The following is a 17,353-nucleotide window of genomic DNA, read 5'->3' on the forward strand; positions in this document are numbered from 1 at the left end:
CGTGATGGCGGGAGTCCGGTCAGGAAAGCGCCGCGTAGTAGTCCTTCATCGCGGGGAAGTAGTCCGCGAAGTCGACCGCATCGACGTCGCTCCGGTCCATCACGGCCGTGAGGCGGTCGAGGTAGTACTCCCATCCCGGGCCGACGCTCGAGACGTCGTCATCGGACAGCATCTGGGCGAAGGTGAGCACCGTCACGCCACCCGCCTCCTGCTCCAGCTCGAAGCGGAGGTGCCACTGCTGGTCGCCGACGCGGGTGTCGGCGGCGAAACGGGTGGGCCGGTCGCATTCCACGATCGACACCTCCTCGCCTTCGACCTCATCGCCCTCGGCCGTCATGAAGAAGGTGACCCTGCCCGTGGCGGAGTCACCCTCCCACCGGCCGATCCAGCGCTCCAGCCGATCGGACTCGGTGAGGGCGGCCCACACCGCATCCGGCGTAGCGCGGTATCGACGGACGAACTGCACCTCCCGTCCCCGCGGACCTTCGCCGACCGTCCCGGTCGGAGTGGGAATGCTCATGCGATCTCCTCGGTGTCGATGGATGGTGCGCCCGCGGCTTGATTCGGCGGACCGTCGGACCGGCGTTGGTCGCGCGAAGCCCGGCGCACCTCGAGGTCGAGGGCGTCGAACGCCGACTCGGGCACGGGCGGATGCATCAGCGCCGCGAGATACGTCTGCACCGGTTCGAGCGTCCCCGCCCGCAGGCGGTACCGCCGCTCACGGCCGTGGGCGGCGACGCCGATGAGGCCTGCTTCCCGCATCACGCGGAGATGGCGGCTGACGGCGGGGCGGCTGATCGGCTCCCGCCCGGCGAGCTCGCCGGCGGTGTGCTCGCCGTGTGCCAGCGCAGCCAGCAGCCGGCGACGCGTCGCGTCGGCGAGACACTCGAAGACGTCCACCCGGGAAGCGTAACCGCCAGGTTACGCATTGTCGAGAGGGCCGGAGCCGAGAGGGGAGGGGATAAGCAGCTGGTCGCCGTGGCCTCGCCTTGCGCGACCGGCTCTTGACGACCCACTTGTATTTTGCAAGTGTTACCGCATGAGCCTCTTCATCACCTGCCCGGTCGAGAGCGTCGAGCGCGCGACCGCCTTCTACACCGCCCTCGGCTGGACCCTCAACACCGAGATGTCCGACCACAATGTGTCGTGCTTCGCGATCGCGCCGGAGCAGTACGTCATGCTCGGCAGCCGCGAGATGTACGCGAGCATCGGCGCTTCCGAGGAACTGGTCGGCGGACCCGACACGCCCTCCAAGGTCACGGTCTCCTTCGACCTCGACAGCCGTGAGGCGGTCGACGCGCTCGTCGAGCACGCCGGCACCGCCGGCGGGCGGATCGGCGACACCGACGACTACCCGTTCATGTACCAGCGCCAGTTCGACGACCCCGACGGCTACCACTACTCGCCGTTCTGGATGAAGCCGAACGCCGACGCCACAGCGTGAGCGACCTCGCCGCGGCCCTCGACGTCGTCGGACCGCGGTGGGCCCTGCTCATCGTGGCGCGCCTGCTCGACGGGCCCCGGCGCTACGGCGACCTGCAGCGCGACCTCGGAGTGCCGACGAACATCCTCGCGACGCGCCTACGCGAGCTCGAAGCGGCCGGCGTGCTGTCCCGCCTGCCGCTCCGGCACAACACGCGGGCCTATGCGCTGACCGAGCGTGGGCTTGCCCTCCGCGAGGCGATCGTCGCGCTGGAGCGCTGGGGCGGCGGCCAGGTGGACGAATAGCCGGCCTCAGCGGGGGAGGAAGTGCTCGCGGGCCAGCGGGGCGATGTCGATGCCGTCCGCGTCATCGGCACCCACCCAGCGCAGTTCGGCGATCTCGGCGCCCACGGCCGGATGCTGCGAGCCGATGTCGGCGGCGAACACTTCGGCCACCACGACGAAACCCGGTTCGTTCGCCGCTGCCGCGGTGAAGGTGCCGAGGGAGGAGAGGTCGGCCGGCGCCACGGAGACGCCGACTTCCTCGGCGAGCTCGCGGCTCAGGGTCTCACTCGGCGACTCACCCGGCTCGGGCTTGCCGCCGGGCTGCATGAACGCCGTCGTCCCGGCCTTGCGCACGAGCAGCAGTCGCCCTTCCGCGTCGACGATGACCGCCGCGGAGACGTGGATGCGGCGAGCAGGGGCGGGGTGGAGAACGGAGGTCACGGTGGCACGGTACAGGATCCGCCCATCGGCCCCGTCGTAAGATCGTGTGTGCTTCCCGAGACCCCTGCCGCTGCCCTGTCCCCGAGCGGAATCGATCCGGTGGATCTTGAGGTCACGCTCCGCGTCCTGGATGGGATGGCCGGGCTCGATGAGACCCACCCCGACTTCGTCGCCGTCCGGCGCGCGACGGCGCGGATGTTCAAGGCCGTCAAGAAGGTCCGCCGCCGGGAGATCCGGGAGGCGATCGCCACCGCCGACCGCGAGGTCGTCGCCGCCACCGCCACGGGCGCCCCCGACCGCATCGACGACGAGACGCGAGGCATCCCGATCAGCACCGCCACCACCGCGCCCACCGCGGGCACCCTGAAGAAGGCGCGCGGCTGCTACATCTGCAAACAGCCCTACACCGTGGTCGACGCGTTCTATCACCAGCTGTGCCCCTCGTGCGCGGCGCTGAGCCACGCCAAGCGCGACGCGCGTACCGACCTCACCGGCAAACGGGCTCTGCTGACCGGCGGCCGGGCGAAGATCGGCATGTACATCGCGCTGCGCCTGCTGCGCGACGGCGCGCACACCACCATCACGACCCGGTTCCCGCGCGACGCGGTGCGCCGCTTCAGCAGCCTTCCGGATGCGCCGGAGTGGATCGATCGGCTCAAGATCGTGGGAATCGATCTGCGCGATCCGGCTCAGGTCATCGGACTCGCCGATGACGTGGCATCCGCCGGCAGTCTCGACATCCTGATCAACAACGCGACCCAGACGGTGCGGCGCTCGCCCGGCGCGTACCAGCCGCTGGTCGACGCGGAGCTCGCGCCGCTGCCGGACGGGCCGCTCCCGGAGCTGCTGACCTTCGGTCACACCAACGACCGGCACCCGCAGGCGCTCGAGCGCTCCGTCGCCGGGCATCCGATTCTCGCCGCCGCGGCCGCTCGTGCGGACGAACTGACCGAGCAGGCGATGGCGGCGGGCTCGAGCTCGCTCGAGCGGCTCGCCGCGGGAACTGCGATCGATGCCGGCGGGCTCGTCCCCGACCTCGACGACGTGAACTCCTGGACGCAGCGCGTGGGCCAGGTCGACCCCCTCGAGATGCTCGAGGTTCAGCTGGCGAACACCACCGCACCGTTCCTGCTGGTGTCCAAGCTCCGGCCCTCGCTCGCAGCCAGCAGCGCGCGACGCACCTACGTCGTGAACGTCAGCGCGATGGAAGGCGTGTTCGGCCGCGGCTACAAGGGTCCGGGGCATCCGCACACCAACATGGCCAAGGCGGCGGTGAACATGCTCACGCGAACGAGTGCCCGGGAGATGTTCGAGACCGACGGCATCCTCATGACCAGCGTCGACACCGGGTGGATCACCGACGAGCGCCCCCACCCCACGAAGGTGCGTCTCGCGGAGGAGGGGTTCCATGCGCCCCTGGACCTCGTCGACGGCGCGGCGCGCGTGTACGACCCCATCGTGCGGGGCGAGGCGGGTGAAGACCTCTTCGGCGTCTTCCTCAAGGACTACGCCCCCGGCGCATGGTGAACCCGCCCGCCGTCGGTGCCCGCGTGGTCGTGCGGTACCTCCTGCCCTCGGGGCAGGCGACGGATGCGCTCGGCGAACTCCTCAGCGCGGATGCGGAGACGGTCGTCGTCGACGGCAAAAGAGGGGTCGAGCGCATCGCCGTGCGTGACATCGTCGCCGCCAAGCCCGTGCCTCCCGCGCCGGAGCCCCGCACACGCCGGAACCCGCGGTAGTCCGCTTCTTGCTGCCGCCGGGGGAGACGCCGGCGGCGTCACTAGGGTGAGAGGATGTCCGATCCGCGCAGGCGCCCGATCAACGCGGGCACCCTCTCGATGAGCCCCTCCGAGGCACCGGAGCGATGGAACGTGCACGCCGGCGGGGAGGGTGAACCCACGGTCGCGGCATCCTGGGGCGACTGGGTGCGACTGGCGCGGCGCATCCTCGACGCGGATGCGCTCTCGCGCGACCTCGAGGCGCGCGGCGACGCGTGGGACCGCGGACACGCGGCATCCGGAGAGGATGCCGTCAACCCGTACCGGTGACTCAGCGGCGCTTGGCCGGCTTGTCCTCCGCGGATCTGGGCGGCAGCGCCGCGACGTCGATGCGCTCCTGACCGGTGCGCGTCGACCACTCTCGCGTGAGGCCGGATGCGGCATGGTGCGAGGCGCGGACGGCGCGGTTGTCGGCCCACGAGTTCAGCACGTGGCCGGCGTGGCCGCGCACGTGCTCGAGCGTCACCGGCGGGAGCCCGGCGGCCTTGCGCGCATCGCGGGCAACGATCAGCAGTTCGAGGATGTCGCGGTTCTTCGTCGGCGCGCCGGTCGACGTCTTCCACCCGCGGCGGCGGTGGCCGTCCATCCACGACGAGTACGTGTCAATCGCGTACTTGGAGTCGGCCTGCACCCGCAGGTGCGGCACATCCGCATGGTGCTGCAGCGCGCGGAGGAGAGCCAGCAGCTCACCGATGTTGTTCGTGCCCTCCGGCACCGATCCGGCCGCCCATTCGCCGTCCATCCCGACCCACGCCCACCCCGCAGGTCCGGGGTTTCCTTTGCAGGCGCCGTCGGTTGCGACGATGTATTCGGATGAGGCGGGGGAGGAGCTGTCGACCACCCACCGATCCTTTCACGCCGGCTCAGTCGCTCCTCCCGCCGACGCGGCGTGAGCGCTCGCCCCGGCGTGCGCGGCCGGATCTGACCGGACTCCGGACGGTGGCTCGGCCGCGTCGGCGGCAAGTGGCGGCGGAGCCGCCTCGTACGCCGCGGACAGCCGGCGGTAGGGAGGCGAGACGAACGCGAGGAGCACGACCACCAGGAGGACCAGGCTCGCCCCGACGAAGGCGAGCGCGATGCCGCGCGCTTCGCCCGGACCCAGGAGCCACCCGAACGAGTCACGCCCCGGCTGGGAGTTCATGAACGGGATGAGCCAGAACTGCGCGAGGGGTCCGACGAGGAACGACGACACCGGCGCCGCGGCCGATTCCATGCTGGCGGCGAATCCGAACACCCGTCCCTGCTTCTCGAAGGGCACCACGCGCTGCACGATGGTCTGCTCCGCCGCCTCGGCGATCGGCATGAGGCACATGAACACGAGCACGCCGAGTGCGTAGAGCCACCACCACTCGCGGATCGCGAAGGTCATCCCCAGCAGCGCGATTCCCACGTTCACGAGCAGCAGGGTGCGCACGGGGTTCTTCCCGAGGCCGAACTTCGCCACCAGGCCGCCCCCGAGGATGAACCCGATGCTCGTGACGCCCAGCACGATGCCCCACATCTCGACGGAGAACAGCGTGAGTCCGTACGGGTCCATGAGGGCCATGAACACCCCGCCGACGAGGTTGTTGAACGTCGAGAACAGGATGAGGGCGAGGAGGCCGGGGACGGCCACGACGGCAGGGATGACCCCGCGGAAGCCGATGCTCTTCGCCGCTTCGCCCTCGACGTGTGCCACGCCGCGCTCGGGGATCGGGACGAACAGCAGATGGATGAGAGCAGCACCGGTGGCCACGATCGCGATGACGACGGTCCACCCCATTCCGAGGAGGCCGATGGACAGGCCGGAGAAGACGCTCGTCACCATGAACGCGATGCCCTGCACCGCGCCCACCAGGCCGTTGGCCCGATCGCGGCGATCGGCGGGCACGAGCAGTGTCACGGTCGTGGACAGAGCGATGTTGCGCATGTTCTCCACGACGCCACCCACCAGGATCACGCCCGCGAACACCCAGAACCACGGCCCGCCCCAATTCACCAGCACGCTCTCGGGGAACGACAGATACAGCGCGCCGGCGAGGAGGTAGGTCGTGAGCGTCACGAGGCTGGAGAGGACCATGACGGCCTTCTTCTTCAGCCGGTCGACGATCACCCCGAACACGACGCCGAGGGCGGCGACCAGGAGCATGTAGGAGCCGCCGATGATCGCGGTCGCCAGCACTGAGCGGGTCTCCAAGTACGCCCAGAAGGTCAGCGCCCACCACAGATAGCTGGAGGTGACGTTGGCCACCGCGGTGTTGGCGAGCACGTGCCCGAACGCGCGCACCGTCCGCGGCCCGGGGGTGAACTGCGCTTCGTCGGGTCGTCTCGTCGTGGCGACGGGTTCGGTCATGTGCGGGGATCCTTCCGCGCGGGGTGTGCTGAAAAGGAGGAGGGGGAGTAGGCTCAATGTGGACGCCGTACACATTCGGTGGTCATACGGTACACACCGGGGTGGGGCTATGCAATGACCAGTGGCAAGACGCGGGCCTATCATCACGGTGACCTCCGACGCGCGCTGATCGAGGAGGGATTCCGCGCGGCACGGACGGGAGGCCCCGACGCGGTCACGCTGCGTGAGGTGACGCGCGCGGTCGGCGTCTCACCCAACGCCGCCTATCGGCACTTCGCCGATCGGGGTGAGCTCGTGCGTGCTGCCGCAGCGCAGGCGCAGCTCGCGCTCGCGCAGGCGATCTCGGATCGCCTGGAGACGGCGTCGGCCGGACTGTCCGCGCACGACGCCTCCGTGGAACGGCTGCGCCTCCTCGGCCTCGGCTACATCGACTTCGCACGACGGGAACGCGGATGGTTCGAGCTCGCGTTCACCGTGCACGATCAGACGCCCAGCGACGCCATCGTCACCCTCGACGATGAGGTCGTCGAGCCGTTCCGGCTCCTGCTGGACGCGCTGGATGCGATGGTCGCCGCCGGCGCCCTCGCCCCCGAGCGCCGCCCGCATGCGGAGTGGGCGTGCTGGTCGGCGGTGCACGGCTTCGCCGACATCGCCGTGCACGGACCCCTGCAGTGGCAGCCGCCGGCCGTCGTGGACGCGCTCGCCGGCGCCGTTGTCGACGCGGCGATCGAGGGCGTGCGCGGCGCGCCCTCACCGGCGACGCCGCCGGAGTCCCGTCCCACCGGAGCGGGCGAGGTGAAATCAATCGGAAGGATATGACCATGTCGGATGTCATCACCGGGCTCGCGGAGACCGTCGAGGGCGACCACGTCGTGTACGACCGGATCGGGCAGGGCCCGTCGGTGCTGTTCGTGCAGCCCGCGGGGCAGACCCGCGCGACCGATCCGATCACGCCCGCCACCCTCCGCGTCCTGGCCGACGCCGGCCGCACCGCCGTCGTGCACGACCGGGTCGGCCGCGGCGACAGTCCCGCGGCGCCTCCCATCACGCTGGCACGGGAGCTGGCGGCGATCGACGCGCTCCTGCGCGAGAGCGGACCGGCCATCGTCGTGGGATGGTCCTCCGGCGGCGCGATCGCACTGGCCGCCGCGGCCCGGAACGAGGCCGTGCGCGGAGTGGTGCTGTTCGAACTGCCCTTCGACGGGACCGGGGAAGCGGCGGGCTTCCTCGACGGCATCCGGCAGCGCGTCCGCGCGGGGGATGCGGCGGCCATCGTGGAGTACTACATGAAGGACATGCCGCCGCAGTGGCTGGAGCAGGCGAAGGCCGGCCCCGGCTGGGCGTCGCTCCTGGACATGGCCCCGTCGTTCGAGGCGGACGCCGAGGCACTGGCATGGCTGGAGTCGGCACCGCTGACGCAGCTGCTCGCCCCGATCCGCGTCCCGGTGCTGGCCCTGACCGCCGACGACGCCCAGCCCTTCATGCACGACGCCGCGCACGCCATCGCCTCGGCGACCGGGGGCGCGGCCGAACGCATCGCGGGCCGCCATCACGGGTGGGATCCCGATGCGATGGCGGCCCGCATCCTGCGCCTGACGGAGTGAGTCCGCTCAGTCGCGGTCGGTGGTGACGACGATCATCTCGGCGTCCAGCGCGATGTCGACCGCGCGGCCGTCCTGCGCCACGACGGTGACACTGTAGGGCGAGGTGGTGTCGTCGTCGATCTCGAGGTCGATGACGCGGCCGTCGACCTCGGCGAGAGCGGCCGAGACCAGGGCCTCGACCGTGTCGGCGTCCAGGGACCCTGTCGGCGCGGCGTCGTCGGCGTCGGCGGCCTCGGTCGAGATGACCGTCGCCGTGCCGTCGGCGGCCACGCGCACCTCCGTCTCTTCGCCGGCCTCGGTGCGGAACTGGACGTCCCACGCGCCGTCACGCTCGGCGTCGATGGCGACGGGCTCGCCCTCGGCCTCCGCGGCCGCCGCGTCGATGATCTCCATCAGTTCGTCGGCGGACGAGGTGCCGGCGTCGCCGAGGTCGGCGGCCGCATCCTCATCGTCCTCGTTCGGTGCGTCCGTGGTCATGCTCGTCTGACGGTCGTCGTCGTCGTCCTCGTCGGCGATCGCCGCACCGATGGCGATGCCACCCCCGGCCAGGACGGCGGCAGCCAGAACGGCGGCTCCCGCGACGAGGAACCGCCGTGTGCGGGAGCGCTTCGCCGGTGCCGATGCCGATGCCGGCGCGGGCTCGGCCGCGACTGCGGGGGAGTCGGTCGGGGCTGCGGGGGAGTCGGGCGTGTCGGGCGTGGAATTGTCTGGGGCGGTGGGATCGGTCATGATCCGATGGTGCCGGGAAGCCGCTGAAGCGCTCCTGAAGCTTCCTGAAGGGGCTTTCAGGGCGCGGCGGGGAGGCGCACCACGAATCGCGCGCCGCCCCATCGCGACTCCGCCACGGTCACGCTGCCTCCGGACGCGGCGGCGATCGCGCGCACGATCGCCAGGCCCAGGCCACTGCCGCCGGCGTCGCGTGCCCGGGCCTCGTCGAGCCGCACGAACCGCTCGAAGACGCGGTCGCGTTCGGCTTCGGGGATGCCCGAGCCGTCGTCCTCGACCTCGAGCACGACCGTGCCCGCGTGCTCGCCCACGGTGAACGCGGTCCGGTTGCGGGCATGGCGGGCGGCGTTGTCGGCGAGGTTGCGCACGAGCTGGCCGAGAAGCCTCGGATCTCCCGCGACGCGGGCCGCGCCGATACCCGACCCGTCGACCGTTCGTCCGGACTGCCGCAGCCGACGCACCTCGGTGAGCACGAGGTCGTCCAGGTCGACGGTCTCGTGCGGCGGCGCCGCTCCCTCGTCGAGCCGGGTGAGGAGGAGGAGGGCGTCGACCAGCCCCTGCATCCGGAGCCCCTCCTCGTGCACGAGTTCGGCGAGCTCGCCCACCGACGTGGTGTCCGGGTGGGTCTGCGCGATCTCTGCGTGCTGGCGGATGGTGGCCAGGGGCGAGCGGAGTTCGTGCGAGGCATCCGAGACGAACCGGCGCTGGGCCTGCGCGCTCGCGTCCAGGCGGTCCAGCATCCCGTTCATCGTCATCGCGAGATGGGCGATCTCATCCTGGGAGTCGGGAACGGGCACACGGCGCTCGAGGTGCTCCGCGGTGATCCCGTCGACATCCGCGCGGATGCGTTCCACCGGCCGGAGCGCGCGACCCACGACGATCCACGTCGTGGCAGCCACCAGGGCGACGAGTACCGGCACGGCCGCGGTCAGGAGCAGTGCGACGGTGCCCAGGGTCTCGGTCTCGTCCTCCACGGAGACGCCGAGGGCCAGGACGCGTCCGCCGGGGAGGTCCTCGGTGACCAGGAACACCGGCTCCCCGTCGACGCGCACGACACCGGGGGCTTTGCCCGTGGGCAGGGGCTCGGAGCCGGCGTCGCCGCCGGACGCGATGACATCGCCGTTCGCGTCGAGGACCTGGACGACCTCCTCGTCGAGGGTGGAGATGAACCGGGGGGAGTCGTCATCGATCCGCGCGGCCAGTTCCTCCGCCCGGTTCTCGGCGGCGCGCTCGGCGGATTCGAACACGATCGCCGTCAGCACGCCGAAGAAGGCGAATGCGCCGATGACCAGTGCCGCCGCCACGACGGCGGTCGCGCCGGCGGTCGTGCGGGCGCGTACCGACCGCAGCATCCGCCTAGCCACCGTCGGCCGCCAGCCGGTAACCGGCGCCGCGCACCGTCTCGATGGCCTCCCGACCGAAGGGCCGGTCGAGCTTTCGTCGCAGGTGACCGACGTACACCTCGACGATGTTCGGGTCGCCGTCGAAGTCGTCGTCCCACACGCCGGCGATGAGGTCGCGTTTGGAGACGACCTGACCTCGGCGGCGGAGCAGGTACTCCAGCACCGCGAACTCCCGGGCGGTGAGCGACACCGCCGTCTCGCCCCGCCACACCCGTCGCGCTCCCGGGTCCGCACGGAGGTCACCGGCTTCGAGGACCACGGGCCGTTCCACGCCACCGCGGCGGATGAGCGCGCGAAGTCGGGCCACGAGCACCGCGAACGAGAACGGCTTGGTGACGTAGTCATCCGCCCCTGTCTCCAGCGCTTCTACCTGATCCCACTCGCCGTCCTTGGCCGTGAGCATGAGCACGGGCGTCCAGTTCTCCTCGGCGCGCAGCGCTTCGCAGACCTTCCATCCGCTCATGCCGGGCATCATGAGGTCCAGGACAATGGCGTCGTACGGGGTCTCGCGCGCCCGCCACAGTCCGTCGACGCCGTTGTGCGCCACATCCACGGCGAAGCCTTCGGCTTCCAGGCCCCGCCTGACGCCGTCGGCGAGGCGCACCTCGTCGTCCACCACCAGAATCCGCATCGCTCCCCAGTCTGGCCGTCCGAAGCTGAAGCGCGCCTGAAGCGGCCCGACGCGTGTCGCTCTCCGGGGTGTCGATCCCGAACTCCTCAAATCCGGGCGCCGATGCGACGAAACCGGGCGGATTGGGCGGTGGATGCTCCGGTTTTGCGGAGTTCGGGTGGGGTGGCGGTGGAACGGAAGGCGGTGGGATGGCCATTCCGGGCAGCCGACGACGAACCGCCCGCCTACTTGCACGGGCCCTCCCGCTTGCCGATGGCTCAAGCGGCCTGTTCCGAACTCCTCAAATCCGGGCGCAGATGCGCCGAAATCGGGTGGATGCGGCCGCGCGAGGCCCGGTCTTGAGGAGTTCGGGCCGACGAGGACGAACCGGCCGGTCTTGAGGAGTTCGGGCCGACGAGGCCGGACGGGCAGACGAGGCCGCCGCGTCGGCGCGCCTCGGCGGGCCCGACCGCCTGCAGCGTCAGCGCGGGGGCCACTCCACGAGCACGAGGCCCTGCTTGGTGTCGGCCATCGTCACCCAGGTGTCGCTGAAGAAGTAGGTGAAGCCGTACCCGTTCTCGTCGGGGGCGATGACGGTGTCGGCGCTCTCGGTGACGTAGAACCCGTCCTCGCCCTCCTCGCGCCGCCAACCCGACCCGATGAGCTCGGACTGGGCGCGCTCGATCTGCGCGTCCTCGATGGGAGCCCAGCCGAAGATCTGCACGTGGTCGGTGGCGACGGAATAGTCGCCCCACGTGCACTGGATCCCGCCGGGGATCTCGATGCCGCCGATGCGGAAGGGCTGCGGCTGCGCGCTCCATCCGACCTTCTGGAACTCGTCGACGACACCCGCGGGCACGATCGTCTCGCACGTCGGCTCGGAGGGATCGGTTCCGGACCCGTCGCCCGAAGGCGTGGGTGCGGGGGAGGTGGGCACGGCGGTCGGGGGAGCCGGCGTCGTCGGGGTCGTCTCCGGCGTGGTCTCGTTCGCGCAGCCCGCGAGCAGGACGAGAGGGACGGCGATCGCGAGCGAGGTCACGAGGCGGGGGATTCTCATGCGAGCTCTTTCACGTCGCGGGCATCGGTGGCGTGGAGCAGGTCGAGGAAGGCGGAGTGCAGGACGCCGTTCGTGGCGAGTGACGAGCCGGCGGTGAGCGAATCGGAGCCGTCGTAGGCGGTGAACCGGCCGCCGGCCTCCGTCACGATGGGCGCGAGCGCGGCGATGTCGTATTCCTTCACGTCGAACTCGGCGACCATCTCCAGCCGGCCTTCGGCGAGCCACATGTAGGGGAGGGCGTCGCCGTAGCCGCGGTCGCGCCACACGTTGCGCGAGAGTTCCAGCAGCGCCGACCGGTGCCCCGCGTCGGTCCATTGCGCGATGCTCTGGAAGCTGACGCTGGCCTGCTCGAGCGACGACACGTCCGAGACGTGGATGCGACGCACGCCGCCATCGGATGCGGTGGTCCACGCGCCGGCGGATGCCGCGGCCCACCACCGGCGCCCGATGGCCGGCTGGCTCACGACCCCGACCACCGGAGCTCCGTCGACAGTGAGCGCGATGAGCGTCGCCCACACCGGGATGCCGCGCAGATAGTTGTGCGTACCGTCGATGGGGTCGATGATCCAGCGCCGCGCAGCGGATCCGCGGGATCCGTACTCTTCCCCCAGGACACCGTCGTCAGGACGCTCGGCGTCGAGGATCGCGCGGATCTCCCGCTCGGCGGCCAGATCCGCCTCCGTGACATAGGACGCGTCCGCCTTCGCGGTCACGTCCAGATCGCCGGCATCGAAGCGTGCCATCGTGACGGCGTCCGCCGCATCGGCCAGTCGCAGCGCGAGAACGAGATCGTCGGCATACGGACCGGTCGGGGAAGGCAGCGCGTCGGCGGCAGGGCACACGCGTCCAGGCTACAGGCGCCGGGCCTGCTCGATTCGCGGCGGGGCGGATCAGGATGGTAATGTGATCCCTCGGTTCGCCCCGCCGGAAACGGCACCGGCGACCTGCACCTCTAGCTCAATCGGCAGAGCAACTGACTCTTAATCAGTGGGTTCAGGGTTCAAGTCCCTGGGGGTGCACGAAGCCCCGGAAACTCTCGCCAGTTTCCGGGGCTTTTTCGTTTCCGGGTTCTCGCCGGAGGCCGCGGATGCGCGCACTCAACGCCCAGGTGAGGCCTCGATCGCGGCGAGCCAGGCCATCATCACGGCCTTGGAGTTTCCGTCGTCCAGGCCGTCGGCGGGCAGCGCCGCCAGGGCCTCCGTCGCGGCGGCATGCGGGGCGGCGCCGCCCAGCGCCGAATACATCAGGACGTACTCGCCCAGCGGTCCGCTGAACGCCTGCGGGCCGGCGTCGGCGACGTTGCGGGCGACGCGGCCCGGGTCCTGCGCCAGGTAGTCGAGGGCCACGGGGGTCAGCGGAAGCACCTGGATGCCGAGGATCGCCGACGGCTCGGGACTGAACCACGTGGCGTAGTCGCGCTTGCCGCCCCACGTCAGCGAAACGACGGGATGATCGAACCCCTCGGCCAGGGTGTCGGAGTCGGGCTCGAGCCAGAGGGCGCGGGCTGCGGCCACTTCCGCCGACAGCAGCCATCGGGCGGTGTGGGCCAGTCCGTCGTCGCCGCGGATCTCGGCCCACAGTGCCAGGCCGTTCCACGCCGCGACGGCTTCCGAGCTGGATTCCTGGTTGTTGCCGTCCGCGAAGGGGGAAAGTCCAGACGCCCACGAGTGGCCGCGGTACGGATCGAACACGCGCAGGCGCGGCAGCGCCTCCTCGGCGGCGCCGGCGGCGATGTCGGCGGCGAGGATGTCCATCACGGTGGCCAGCGCGTCGGCCTTCTCGGGCTGCGCGGCGACCAGGGCGGCGGCGGCGGTCAGGAAGTAGCCGTAGTGGAAGTGGTGGTCGTTGCCCTCCTCCGACCCGAAGGTCGGCGTCTTGCCGACGACGGTCCGCAGGGCGTCGTCGTACACGAAGCAGCGGCTGTCCCGCTCGCGGCATCCGTCCGCCTCGGCCCACGGTGCCAGCTCCGTCCACAACCTCACGGCGGCGCGATCGGCCAGCGCCGTGTCGCCCAGGTCACGGGCCAGGGTGAGGAGTGCGGCGAGCCGGGCGAGAGCCTTCCCCCCGTAGTAGGTGTCGGCGGGGAGGGGAGGCGTGGCATCCAGATCCGCGGCGGCCTGAGCCGCGATGGCGGCGCGGGTCTCATCGTCGATCGCGCCGAGGTCGAACGCCGCGCGGGGCGAGGTCTCGGGCACGGTCCACGCGAGCTCCGTGCCGCGACACGCGTCGGCCTCGCCGTAGGCGGTGGCGAAGGTGCCCAGATCGCAGTCCGAGCCCGCGCCGGCCTGAGTGGGGAACGGCACGAGCACGGTGCTGTCCGTCCCGGTGTAGGTCAGGCGCGTGGACGCACTCGCGGCGCCGGTTTCGACGTGCACCCCGTCGACGGGCGCATCCAGAGCCTCGGCCCACGCGCTCACGTCGGAGTCCTCCGGAATCGCGAACCATTGGGCGTGACCGCCCTCCGGCACGGTCAGGGCCTTCCCGTCCCAGCGAGCACCCCGCGCGACGACGCCGAAGGCGGTGTCGTCCGCCGTCGCCGTCCACACGTCATCTCCCGCGGAGCGCAGCGGCGCGGCGGGGACCAGCGTGCTCTCGCGCGCAGCGGTGAAGCCCACGACGGGGGATCCCTCGGCGATGGTGACGTCGCCGATCGGGTCGTCGCCGCTCCACCAGCGCAGGGTGACCGACACCGGATCGGCCCGCACCGCCGCGAAACGGTCGGCGTCCAGCCCGATGCGCAGTCCTGCGCCGAAGGAGGCGGCGATGGTCTTCTCCGTCGCGGTCACGGCCGGCAGGTCGACGGTGAACGCGTCGTCATCGGCGGCGAAGGCGAGGGGGAAGGGATAGACCGGCTGCGGTTGTGCGCCGAAGACCAGTCCGGAGTACCAGCGGTTGGTCGGGGGGATGAGATCTTCCGCGAGGCGGGCCTCGCCGATGTCGGCCACGCTCTCCACCGGCAGGGCGGCGATGGACGTCGACGGCTCGGCCGTGCCGGTGGGCGCCGCCTGGTCCGCGGGCGTCGTGGCGGTGCATCCGCTGAAGACGAGAACCGCGGCGATCGCCAGCGCCGCCGGGAGGCGGCGGGCGGTCACAGGCCGACCTTCCGCAGGAGGTCGCGCACGGCGTCGCCCACCCCGGCCAGAGGCCCGTCCTGGCGCAGCTGCAGGGTCGCCTGCACGGGAGTCCCGGCCTGGAACATCCCTGTGGCGCTCTTGTCCGACAGGTCTCGGCTCTCGATCCGCACGGTGGACAGCGCCTGCCCCTCGACGGTGGTCACGTCGATGCCGACGACCGCACCCTCCAGCAGCGCCTGATTGGGCAGCAGCAGCTCGACGTCGTTCCCCTCGGCGATGCGCGCATAGTCGCGTGCGGAGAGCTGGAACTCCGCCTCCACGAACAGCGAGGAATTCTCATCGACGGTCGCGAGCATGCCCCCTGCCTGAGCGAAGCCTCCCTGCGGCACGGCGATCTCCCGCACCGTGCCGTCCACCGTCGCGGCGATGGTGGACGTGCCGTCCGCCGAGACGCCCGCGGCGAGGGCCGGATCCGCGACCTGGCCCGTGGCGATGTCGCGCTGCAGGTGCAGGCTCCGTACGTCGAAGAGCGGATCGCCCACGGCCACCTCATCACCGACCTCGACGTACTGCCGGGTGACGATGCCGCCGTAATCGGTGCCGACCGGGTAGCTCTCCGCGACGATCGCGGCGCTCGTGGAGAGGACCCGCTGCTGCCGTTGGTTGAACACGACCGTGAAGGCGGCCACGAGGACGAGGACGATGAGGAGGCCGGCGGTCATCTTCAGCCGGTTCGCCCACGTCATCGGGCACCTCCCGCCGGGACGAGGGCCGGTTCGTCGGCGGCGGGCTCCGCCGGGCGGGCGGCGAGGGGGAGCGGCCGTGCGACCACCGTCAGCGGGGCGGTCACGACCGGCGCTGCGGAGGGTGCGGGGCGTTCCTGCGGTCGTGCCATGGCGCGCGCTTCGCGAAGCGCCGTCACCAGGAACGCGCCGAGGATCACGGTGTTGGTGGCGTTCCAGGCGGTCGCGAGGGTGAGCGCGCCGTTGTCGACGTCACGCCAGCCGGCCACGAGGGTCGTCAGCGCGAGGAAGACGAAGAACAGGGTCTGCGGGATGACGAAGTTGAAGGGTGAGCGGCGCGACGCGGAACCGGTGACGTGCCATCCGATGTCACGCCCCAGCAGCACGTTCCACAGGGCTTTGGCGTAGATCGGGAACGAGACCGTCGCCAGGGTCAGCGTCTCCCACCGGAACGATCCGACCGCGAACCAGGCGAGCAGGATCTGCATGGCGTAGAAGCCGCCGTAGTACAGCGCCCACGTGAGGACGGTGGTCTCCAGCGTCATCGGACGCAGGTCGAAGTAGATCTCCAGCGGCGGCACGAGCAGGAGCAGGAGCGGACAGATGCCGGTGAGGTAGAAGGTGGCTGTCACCAGGTACTGGATGCGCTGATCCATCGTCAGGCGGCGTCGCAGGCTCAGTGGATTGTGGCGCAGGAGGATCTCGAAGCCCCCGGTCGCCCAGCGCAGCTGCTGCTTGCTGTACGCCTCGATGGTCTCGGGTGCCTCCCCGACCGCGAGCGCGTCGGGGAGGAACACCGAACGCCAGCCCCGCTCATGCAGGAGGAGCGAGGTCCACACATCTTCGGATTTCGAGTCGGTGTACATCCCCCCGACCTCGTCGATCGCCGTCCGGCGGAAGACCACGTTCGTCCCCACGCAGATCGCCGCGTTGAAGCGGTTGCGACCGGGCTGGACGAACCGGTAGAAGACCGTCTGCATGTACGCGGCTCCGCGCGCGACGACCGTGTGCAGGTTGCCGTACACCTGCGGGGTCTGGACGAACGCGACGTCGTCGTGCACGAACAGCGGCATCGTCTGCAGCAGGAACGTCGGCACCGGCACGAAATCGGCGTCGAAGATGGCGAAGAAGTCGCCTTTGGCCAGCGTCAGGGCGTGGTTGATGTTCCCGGCCTTGGCGCCGTGGGAGCTGAGCCGGCGCACGTAACGCGCGCCGGCGGTCTCGGCCAGGGTCCGCACGTCGTCGGATCGGCCGTCGTCGAGGACCCACGTGCGGTGCGCCCCCCGCATCCCCACGGCGGCCGTGACCGTGCGGCGGACCGTGTCGAGCTCTTCGCCGTACACCGTCACGAGCACATCGATCACGATCGGGCGGCCACGCAGGTGGATGCGGTCGTCGCCGCGGGCCAGGCGCGGCAGGAGGCGCGCGGCGGCGTCGTGCGCGGCATAGTCGCGCGGGTTGCGGCCGCTGGAGAGGATCGTCCACATCGACAGCAGCGCCTGGACGACCAGGACGGACTCCGCGGCGATGATCATGACGTACGGAAGCAGATCGCCGCGGCTGCCCGGGGCGAGCAGGAACCCCGTGTACGCCAGGACCCCGATGGTCGCCACCACGACCAGCAGGATCATGACGGGCGTCGGCTCCCCGCCCTTCTCCGGCTGCTCGCGCTGGGCATGGCCGTGGCGGCGGTGATGGTGTGCGGATGGAATGCGTGCCATGGGGTTCCCCTCCCGATGGACGGCGGTGCTCCCATCCGCAGCGCCGTCGGCACGCAGAGAGCCCTACCCGGATACCGAGCCCCCAGAGCCCGGAACGGTGACTCCATGCTGCGCCCCAACCCGCGACGATCGTGTTCCCCGCGTGTGAACGCTGGAT

Annotated in this window: 20 protein-coding genes and 1 tRNA gene; 8 read left to right on the top strand and 13 right to left on the bottom strand. The window is 71.0% G+C overall.

The annotated features are described in order from the left end of the window. Positions 1–19: 19 nt before the first annotated feature. Together E4V99_RS12660 and E4V99_RS12665 are read right to left on the bottom strand one after the other, a co-directional pair. The gene (locus E4V99_RS12660; RefSeq protein WP_135117485.1) at positions 20–520 is read right to left on the bottom strand and encodes an SRPBCC family protein; all 501 of its coding nucleotides are present in this window, start codon (positions 518–520) and stop codon (positions 20–22) included. Next, complete coding sequence (locus E4V99_RS12665) at positions 517–900, bottom strand: metalloregulator ArsR/SmtB family transcription factor (RefSeq protein WP_135117486.1); 384 nt, start codon at positions 898–900, stop codon at positions 517–519. The genes E4V99_RS12660 and E4V99_RS12665 overlap by 4 nt, the downstream gene beginning before the upstream one ends. A gap of 139 nt (positions 901–1,039) precedes the next feature. On the opposite strand from E4V99_RS12665, the gene E4V99_RS12670 reads away from it, so the two are divergent. Next, positions 1,040–1,444, top strand: coding sequence for a VOC family protein (locus E4V99_RS12670; RefSeq protein WP_135117487.1), 405 nt, complete (start codon positions 1,040–1,042; stop codon positions 1,442–1,444). Continuing rightward, positions 1,441–1,728 carry a helix-turn-helix domain-containing protein gene (locus E4V99_RS12675; protein ID WP_135117488.1) on the top strand — a complete coding sequence of 96 codons (288 nt, stop codon included), beginning with the start codon at positions 1,441–1,443 and terminating at the stop codon, positions 1,726–1,728. Before E4V99_RS12670 ends, E4V99_RS12675 begins: the two co-directional genes overlap by 4 nt. A gap of 6 nt (positions 1,729–1,734) precedes the next feature. Here the strand turns inward: E4V99_RS12675 and E4V99_RS12680 are convergent, their stop codons facing one another. Then, a complete protein-coding gene (locus tag E4V99_RS12680; RefSeq protein ID WP_209305630.1) occupies positions 1,735–2,148 on the bottom strand; it encodes an NUDIX domain-containing protein in 414 nt (137 codons plus the stop codon). A 48-nt stretch (positions 2,149–2,196) separates the two neighbouring features. On the opposite strand from E4V99_RS12680, the gene E4V99_RS12685 reads away from it, so the two are divergent. The 3 genes from E4V99_RS12685 to E4V99_RS12695 are packed head-to-tail and all read left to right on the top strand — an operon-like array spanning position 2,197 to position 4,196. After that, the gene (locus E4V99_RS12685; protein WP_135117489.1) at positions 2,197–3,675 is read left to right on the top strand and encodes an SDR family NAD(P)-dependent oxidoreductase; all 1,479 of its coding nucleotides are present in this window, start codon (positions 2,197–2,199) and stop codon (positions 3,673–3,675) included. Continuing rightward, positions 3,669–3,887 (top strand): hypothetical protein, encoded by a 219-nt coding sequence (locus tag E4V99_RS12690; RefSeq protein ID WP_135117490.1) that lies wholly within the window; start codon positions 3,669–3,671, stop codon positions 3,885–3,887. The genes E4V99_RS12685 and E4V99_RS12690 overlap by 7 nt, the downstream gene beginning before the upstream one ends. 54 nt (positions 3,888–3,941) lie before the next feature. Further along, positions 3,942–4,196: a hypothetical protein gene (locus E4V99_RS12695; protein WP_135117491.1), complete on the top strand. Its 255-nt coding sequence runs from the start codon at positions 3,942–3,944 to the stop codon at positions 4,194–4,196. Between the two features lies 1 nt (position 4,197). Here the strand turns inward: E4V99_RS12695 and E4V99_RS12700 are convergent, their stop codons facing one another. Next, positions 4,198–4,767, bottom strand: coding sequence for a ribonuclease H (locus E4V99_RS12700; protein WP_135117492.1), 570 nt, complete (start codon positions 4,765–4,767; stop codon positions 4,198–4,200). A 12-nt stretch (positions 4,768–4,779) separates the two neighbouring features. After that, positions 4,780–6,258 carry an MFS transporter gene (locus E4V99_RS12705; RefSeq protein WP_135117493.1) on the bottom strand — a complete coding sequence of 493 codons (1,479 nt, stop codon included), beginning with the start codon at positions 6,256–6,258 and terminating at the stop codon, positions 4,780–4,782. A 114-nt stretch (positions 6,259–6,372) separates the two neighbouring features. Here E4V99_RS12705 and E4V99_RS12710 point away from each other — a divergent pair, with 114 nt between their 5' ends. Together E4V99_RS12710 and E4V99_RS12715 are read left to right on the top strand one after the other, a co-directional pair. Beyond that, positions 6,373–7,077: a TetR-like C-terminal domain-containing protein gene (locus E4V99_RS12710; RefSeq protein WP_135117494.1), complete on the top strand. Its 705-nt coding sequence runs from the start codon at positions 6,373–6,375 to the stop codon at positions 7,075–7,077. Positions 7,078–7,079: 2 nt separating this feature from the next. Further along, positions 7,080–7,862 (top strand): alpha/beta hydrolase, encoded by a 783-nt coding sequence (locus tag E4V99_RS12715; RefSeq protein WP_167758128.1) that lies wholly within the window; start codon positions 7,080–7,082, stop codon positions 7,860–7,862. A gap of 6 nt (positions 7,863–7,868) precedes the next feature. On the opposite strand, the gene E4V99_RS12720 is transcribed toward E4V99_RS12715, so the two are convergent. The 5 genes from E4V99_RS12720 to hisN form a co-directional block, all read right to left on the bottom strand. Then, positions 7,869–8,591, bottom strand: a complete 723-nt coding sequence (locus E4V99_RS12720) for a hypothetical protein (RefSeq protein WP_245233182.1) — start codon at positions 8,589–8,591, stop codon at positions 7,869–7,871. Between the two features lie 56 nt (positions 8,592–8,647). Continuing rightward, entirely contained in the window at positions 8,648–9,940 is a 1,293-nt protein-coding gene (locus E4V99_RS12725) for a HAMP domain-containing sensor histidine kinase (RefSeq protein ID WP_135117496.1), read from the bottom strand. Positions 9,941–9,944: 4 nt separating this feature from the next. Further along, complete coding sequence (locus tag E4V99_RS12730) at positions 9,945–10,622, bottom strand: response regulator transcription factor (protein ID WP_135117497.1); 678 nt, start codon at positions 10,620–10,622, stop codon at positions 9,945–9,947. Positions 10,623–11,082: 460 nt separating this feature from the next. Continuing rightward, positions 11,083–11,658, bottom strand: a complete 576-nt coding sequence (locus tag E4V99_RS12735) for a hypothetical protein (RefSeq protein WP_135067264.1) — start codon at positions 11,656–11,658, stop codon at positions 11,083–11,085. Beyond that, entirely contained in the window at positions 11,655–12,500 is an 846-nt protein-coding gene (gene hisN / locus E4V99_RS12740) for a histidinol-phosphatase (RefSeq protein ID WP_240742662.1), read from the bottom strand. Before hisN ends, E4V99_RS12735 begins: the two co-directional genes overlap by 4 nt. A gap of 104 nt (positions 12,501–12,604) precedes the next feature. Here hisN and E4V99_RS12745 point away from each other — a divergent pair. Further along, positions 12,605–12,677, top strand: a tRNA-Lys gene (locus E4V99_RS12745). Positions 12,678–12,755: 78 nt separating this feature from the next. Here E4V99_RS12745 and E4V99_RS12750 read toward each other — a convergent pair. From E4V99_RS12750 to E4V99_RS12760, 3 genes are read right to left on the bottom strand one after another with little or no spacing between them, the layout of a single operon-like run. Further along, the gene (locus tag E4V99_RS12750) at positions 12,756–14,750 is read right to left on the bottom strand and encodes a glycosyl hydrolase (RefSeq protein ID WP_135117498.1); all 1,995 of its coding nucleotides are present in this window, start codon (positions 14,748–14,750) and stop codon (positions 12,756–12,758) included. Continuing rightward, positions 14,747–15,478: an HlyD family efflux transporter periplasmic adaptor subunit gene (locus E4V99_RS12755; RefSeq protein ID WP_135067260.1), complete on the bottom strand. Its 732-nt coding sequence runs from the start codon at positions 15,476–15,478 to the stop codon at positions 14,747–14,749. The genes E4V99_RS12750 and E4V99_RS12755 overlap by 4 nt, the downstream gene beginning before the upstream one ends. Next, positions 15,475–17,196, bottom strand: coding sequence for a cellulose synthase catalytic subunit (locus E4V99_RS12760; RefSeq protein WP_135067258.1), 1,722 nt, complete (start codon positions 17,194–17,196; stop codon positions 15,475–15,477). Before E4V99_RS12760 ends, E4V99_RS12755 begins: the two co-directional genes overlap by 4 nt. Between the last annotated feature and the right edge of the window lie 157 nt (positions 17,197–17,353).

The organism is Microbacterium sp. dk485, from assembly GCF_004570445.1.
Classification (GTDB): Bacteria; Actinomycetota; Actinomycetes; order Actinomycetales; family Microbacteriaceae; genus Microbacterium; species Microbacterium wangchenii.

Bases quoted from the DNA above. Each gene is read 5' to 3' on its own strand.
- E4V99_RS12710 (WP_135117494.1), top strand. From the start codon at position 6,373: ATGACCAGTGGCAAGACGCGGGCCTATCATCACGGTGACCTCCGACGC.
- E4V99_RS12730 (WP_135117497.1), bottom strand. From the start codon at position 10,622: ATGCGGATTCTGGTGGTGGACGACGAGGTGCGCCTCGCCGACGGCGTC.
- E4V99_RS12760 (WP_135067258.1), bottom strand. From the start codon at position 17,196: ATGGCACGCATTCCATCCGCACACCATCACCGCCGCCACGGCCATGCC.
- E4V99_RS12735 (WP_135067264.1), bottom strand. From the start codon at position 11,658: ATGAGAATCCCCCGCCTCGTGACCTCGCTCGCGATCGCCGTCCCTCTC.
- E4V99_RS12695 (WP_135117491.1), top strand. From the start codon at position 3,942: ATGTCCGATCCGCGCAGGCGCCCGATCAACGCGGGCACCCTCTCGATG.
- E4V99_RS12720 (WP_245233182.1), bottom strand. From the start codon at position 8,591: ATGACCGATCCCACCGCCCCAGACAATTCCACGCCCGACACGCCCGAC.
- E4V99_RS12755 (WP_135067260.1), bottom strand. From the start codon at position 15,478: ATGACGTGGGCGAACCGGCTGAAGATGACCGCCGGCCTCCTCATCGTC.
- E4V99_RS12690 (WP_135117490.1), top strand. From the start codon at position 3,669: ATGGTGAACCCGCCCGCCGTCGGTGCCCGCGTGGTCGTGCGGTACCTC.
- E4V99_RS12715 (WP_167758128.1), top strand. From the start codon at position 7,080: ATGTCGGATGTCATCACCGGGCTCGCGGAGACCGTCGAGGGCGACCAC.
- E4V99_RS12725 (WP_135117496.1), bottom strand. From the start codon at position 9,940: ATGCTGCGGTCGGTACGCGCCCGCACGACCGCCGGCGCGACCGCCGTC.
- E4V99_RS12660 (WP_135117485.1), bottom strand. From the start codon at position 520: ATGAGCATTCCCACTCCGACCGGGACGGTCGGCGAAGGTCCGCGGGGA.
- E4V99_RS12705 (WP_135117493.1), bottom strand. From the start codon at position 6,258: ATGACCGAACCCGTCGCCACGACGAGACGACCCGACGAAGCGCAGTTC.
- E4V99_RS12670 (WP_135117487.1), top strand. From the start codon at position 1,040: ATGAGCCTCTTCATCACCTGCCCGGTCGAGAGCGTCGAGCGCGCGACC.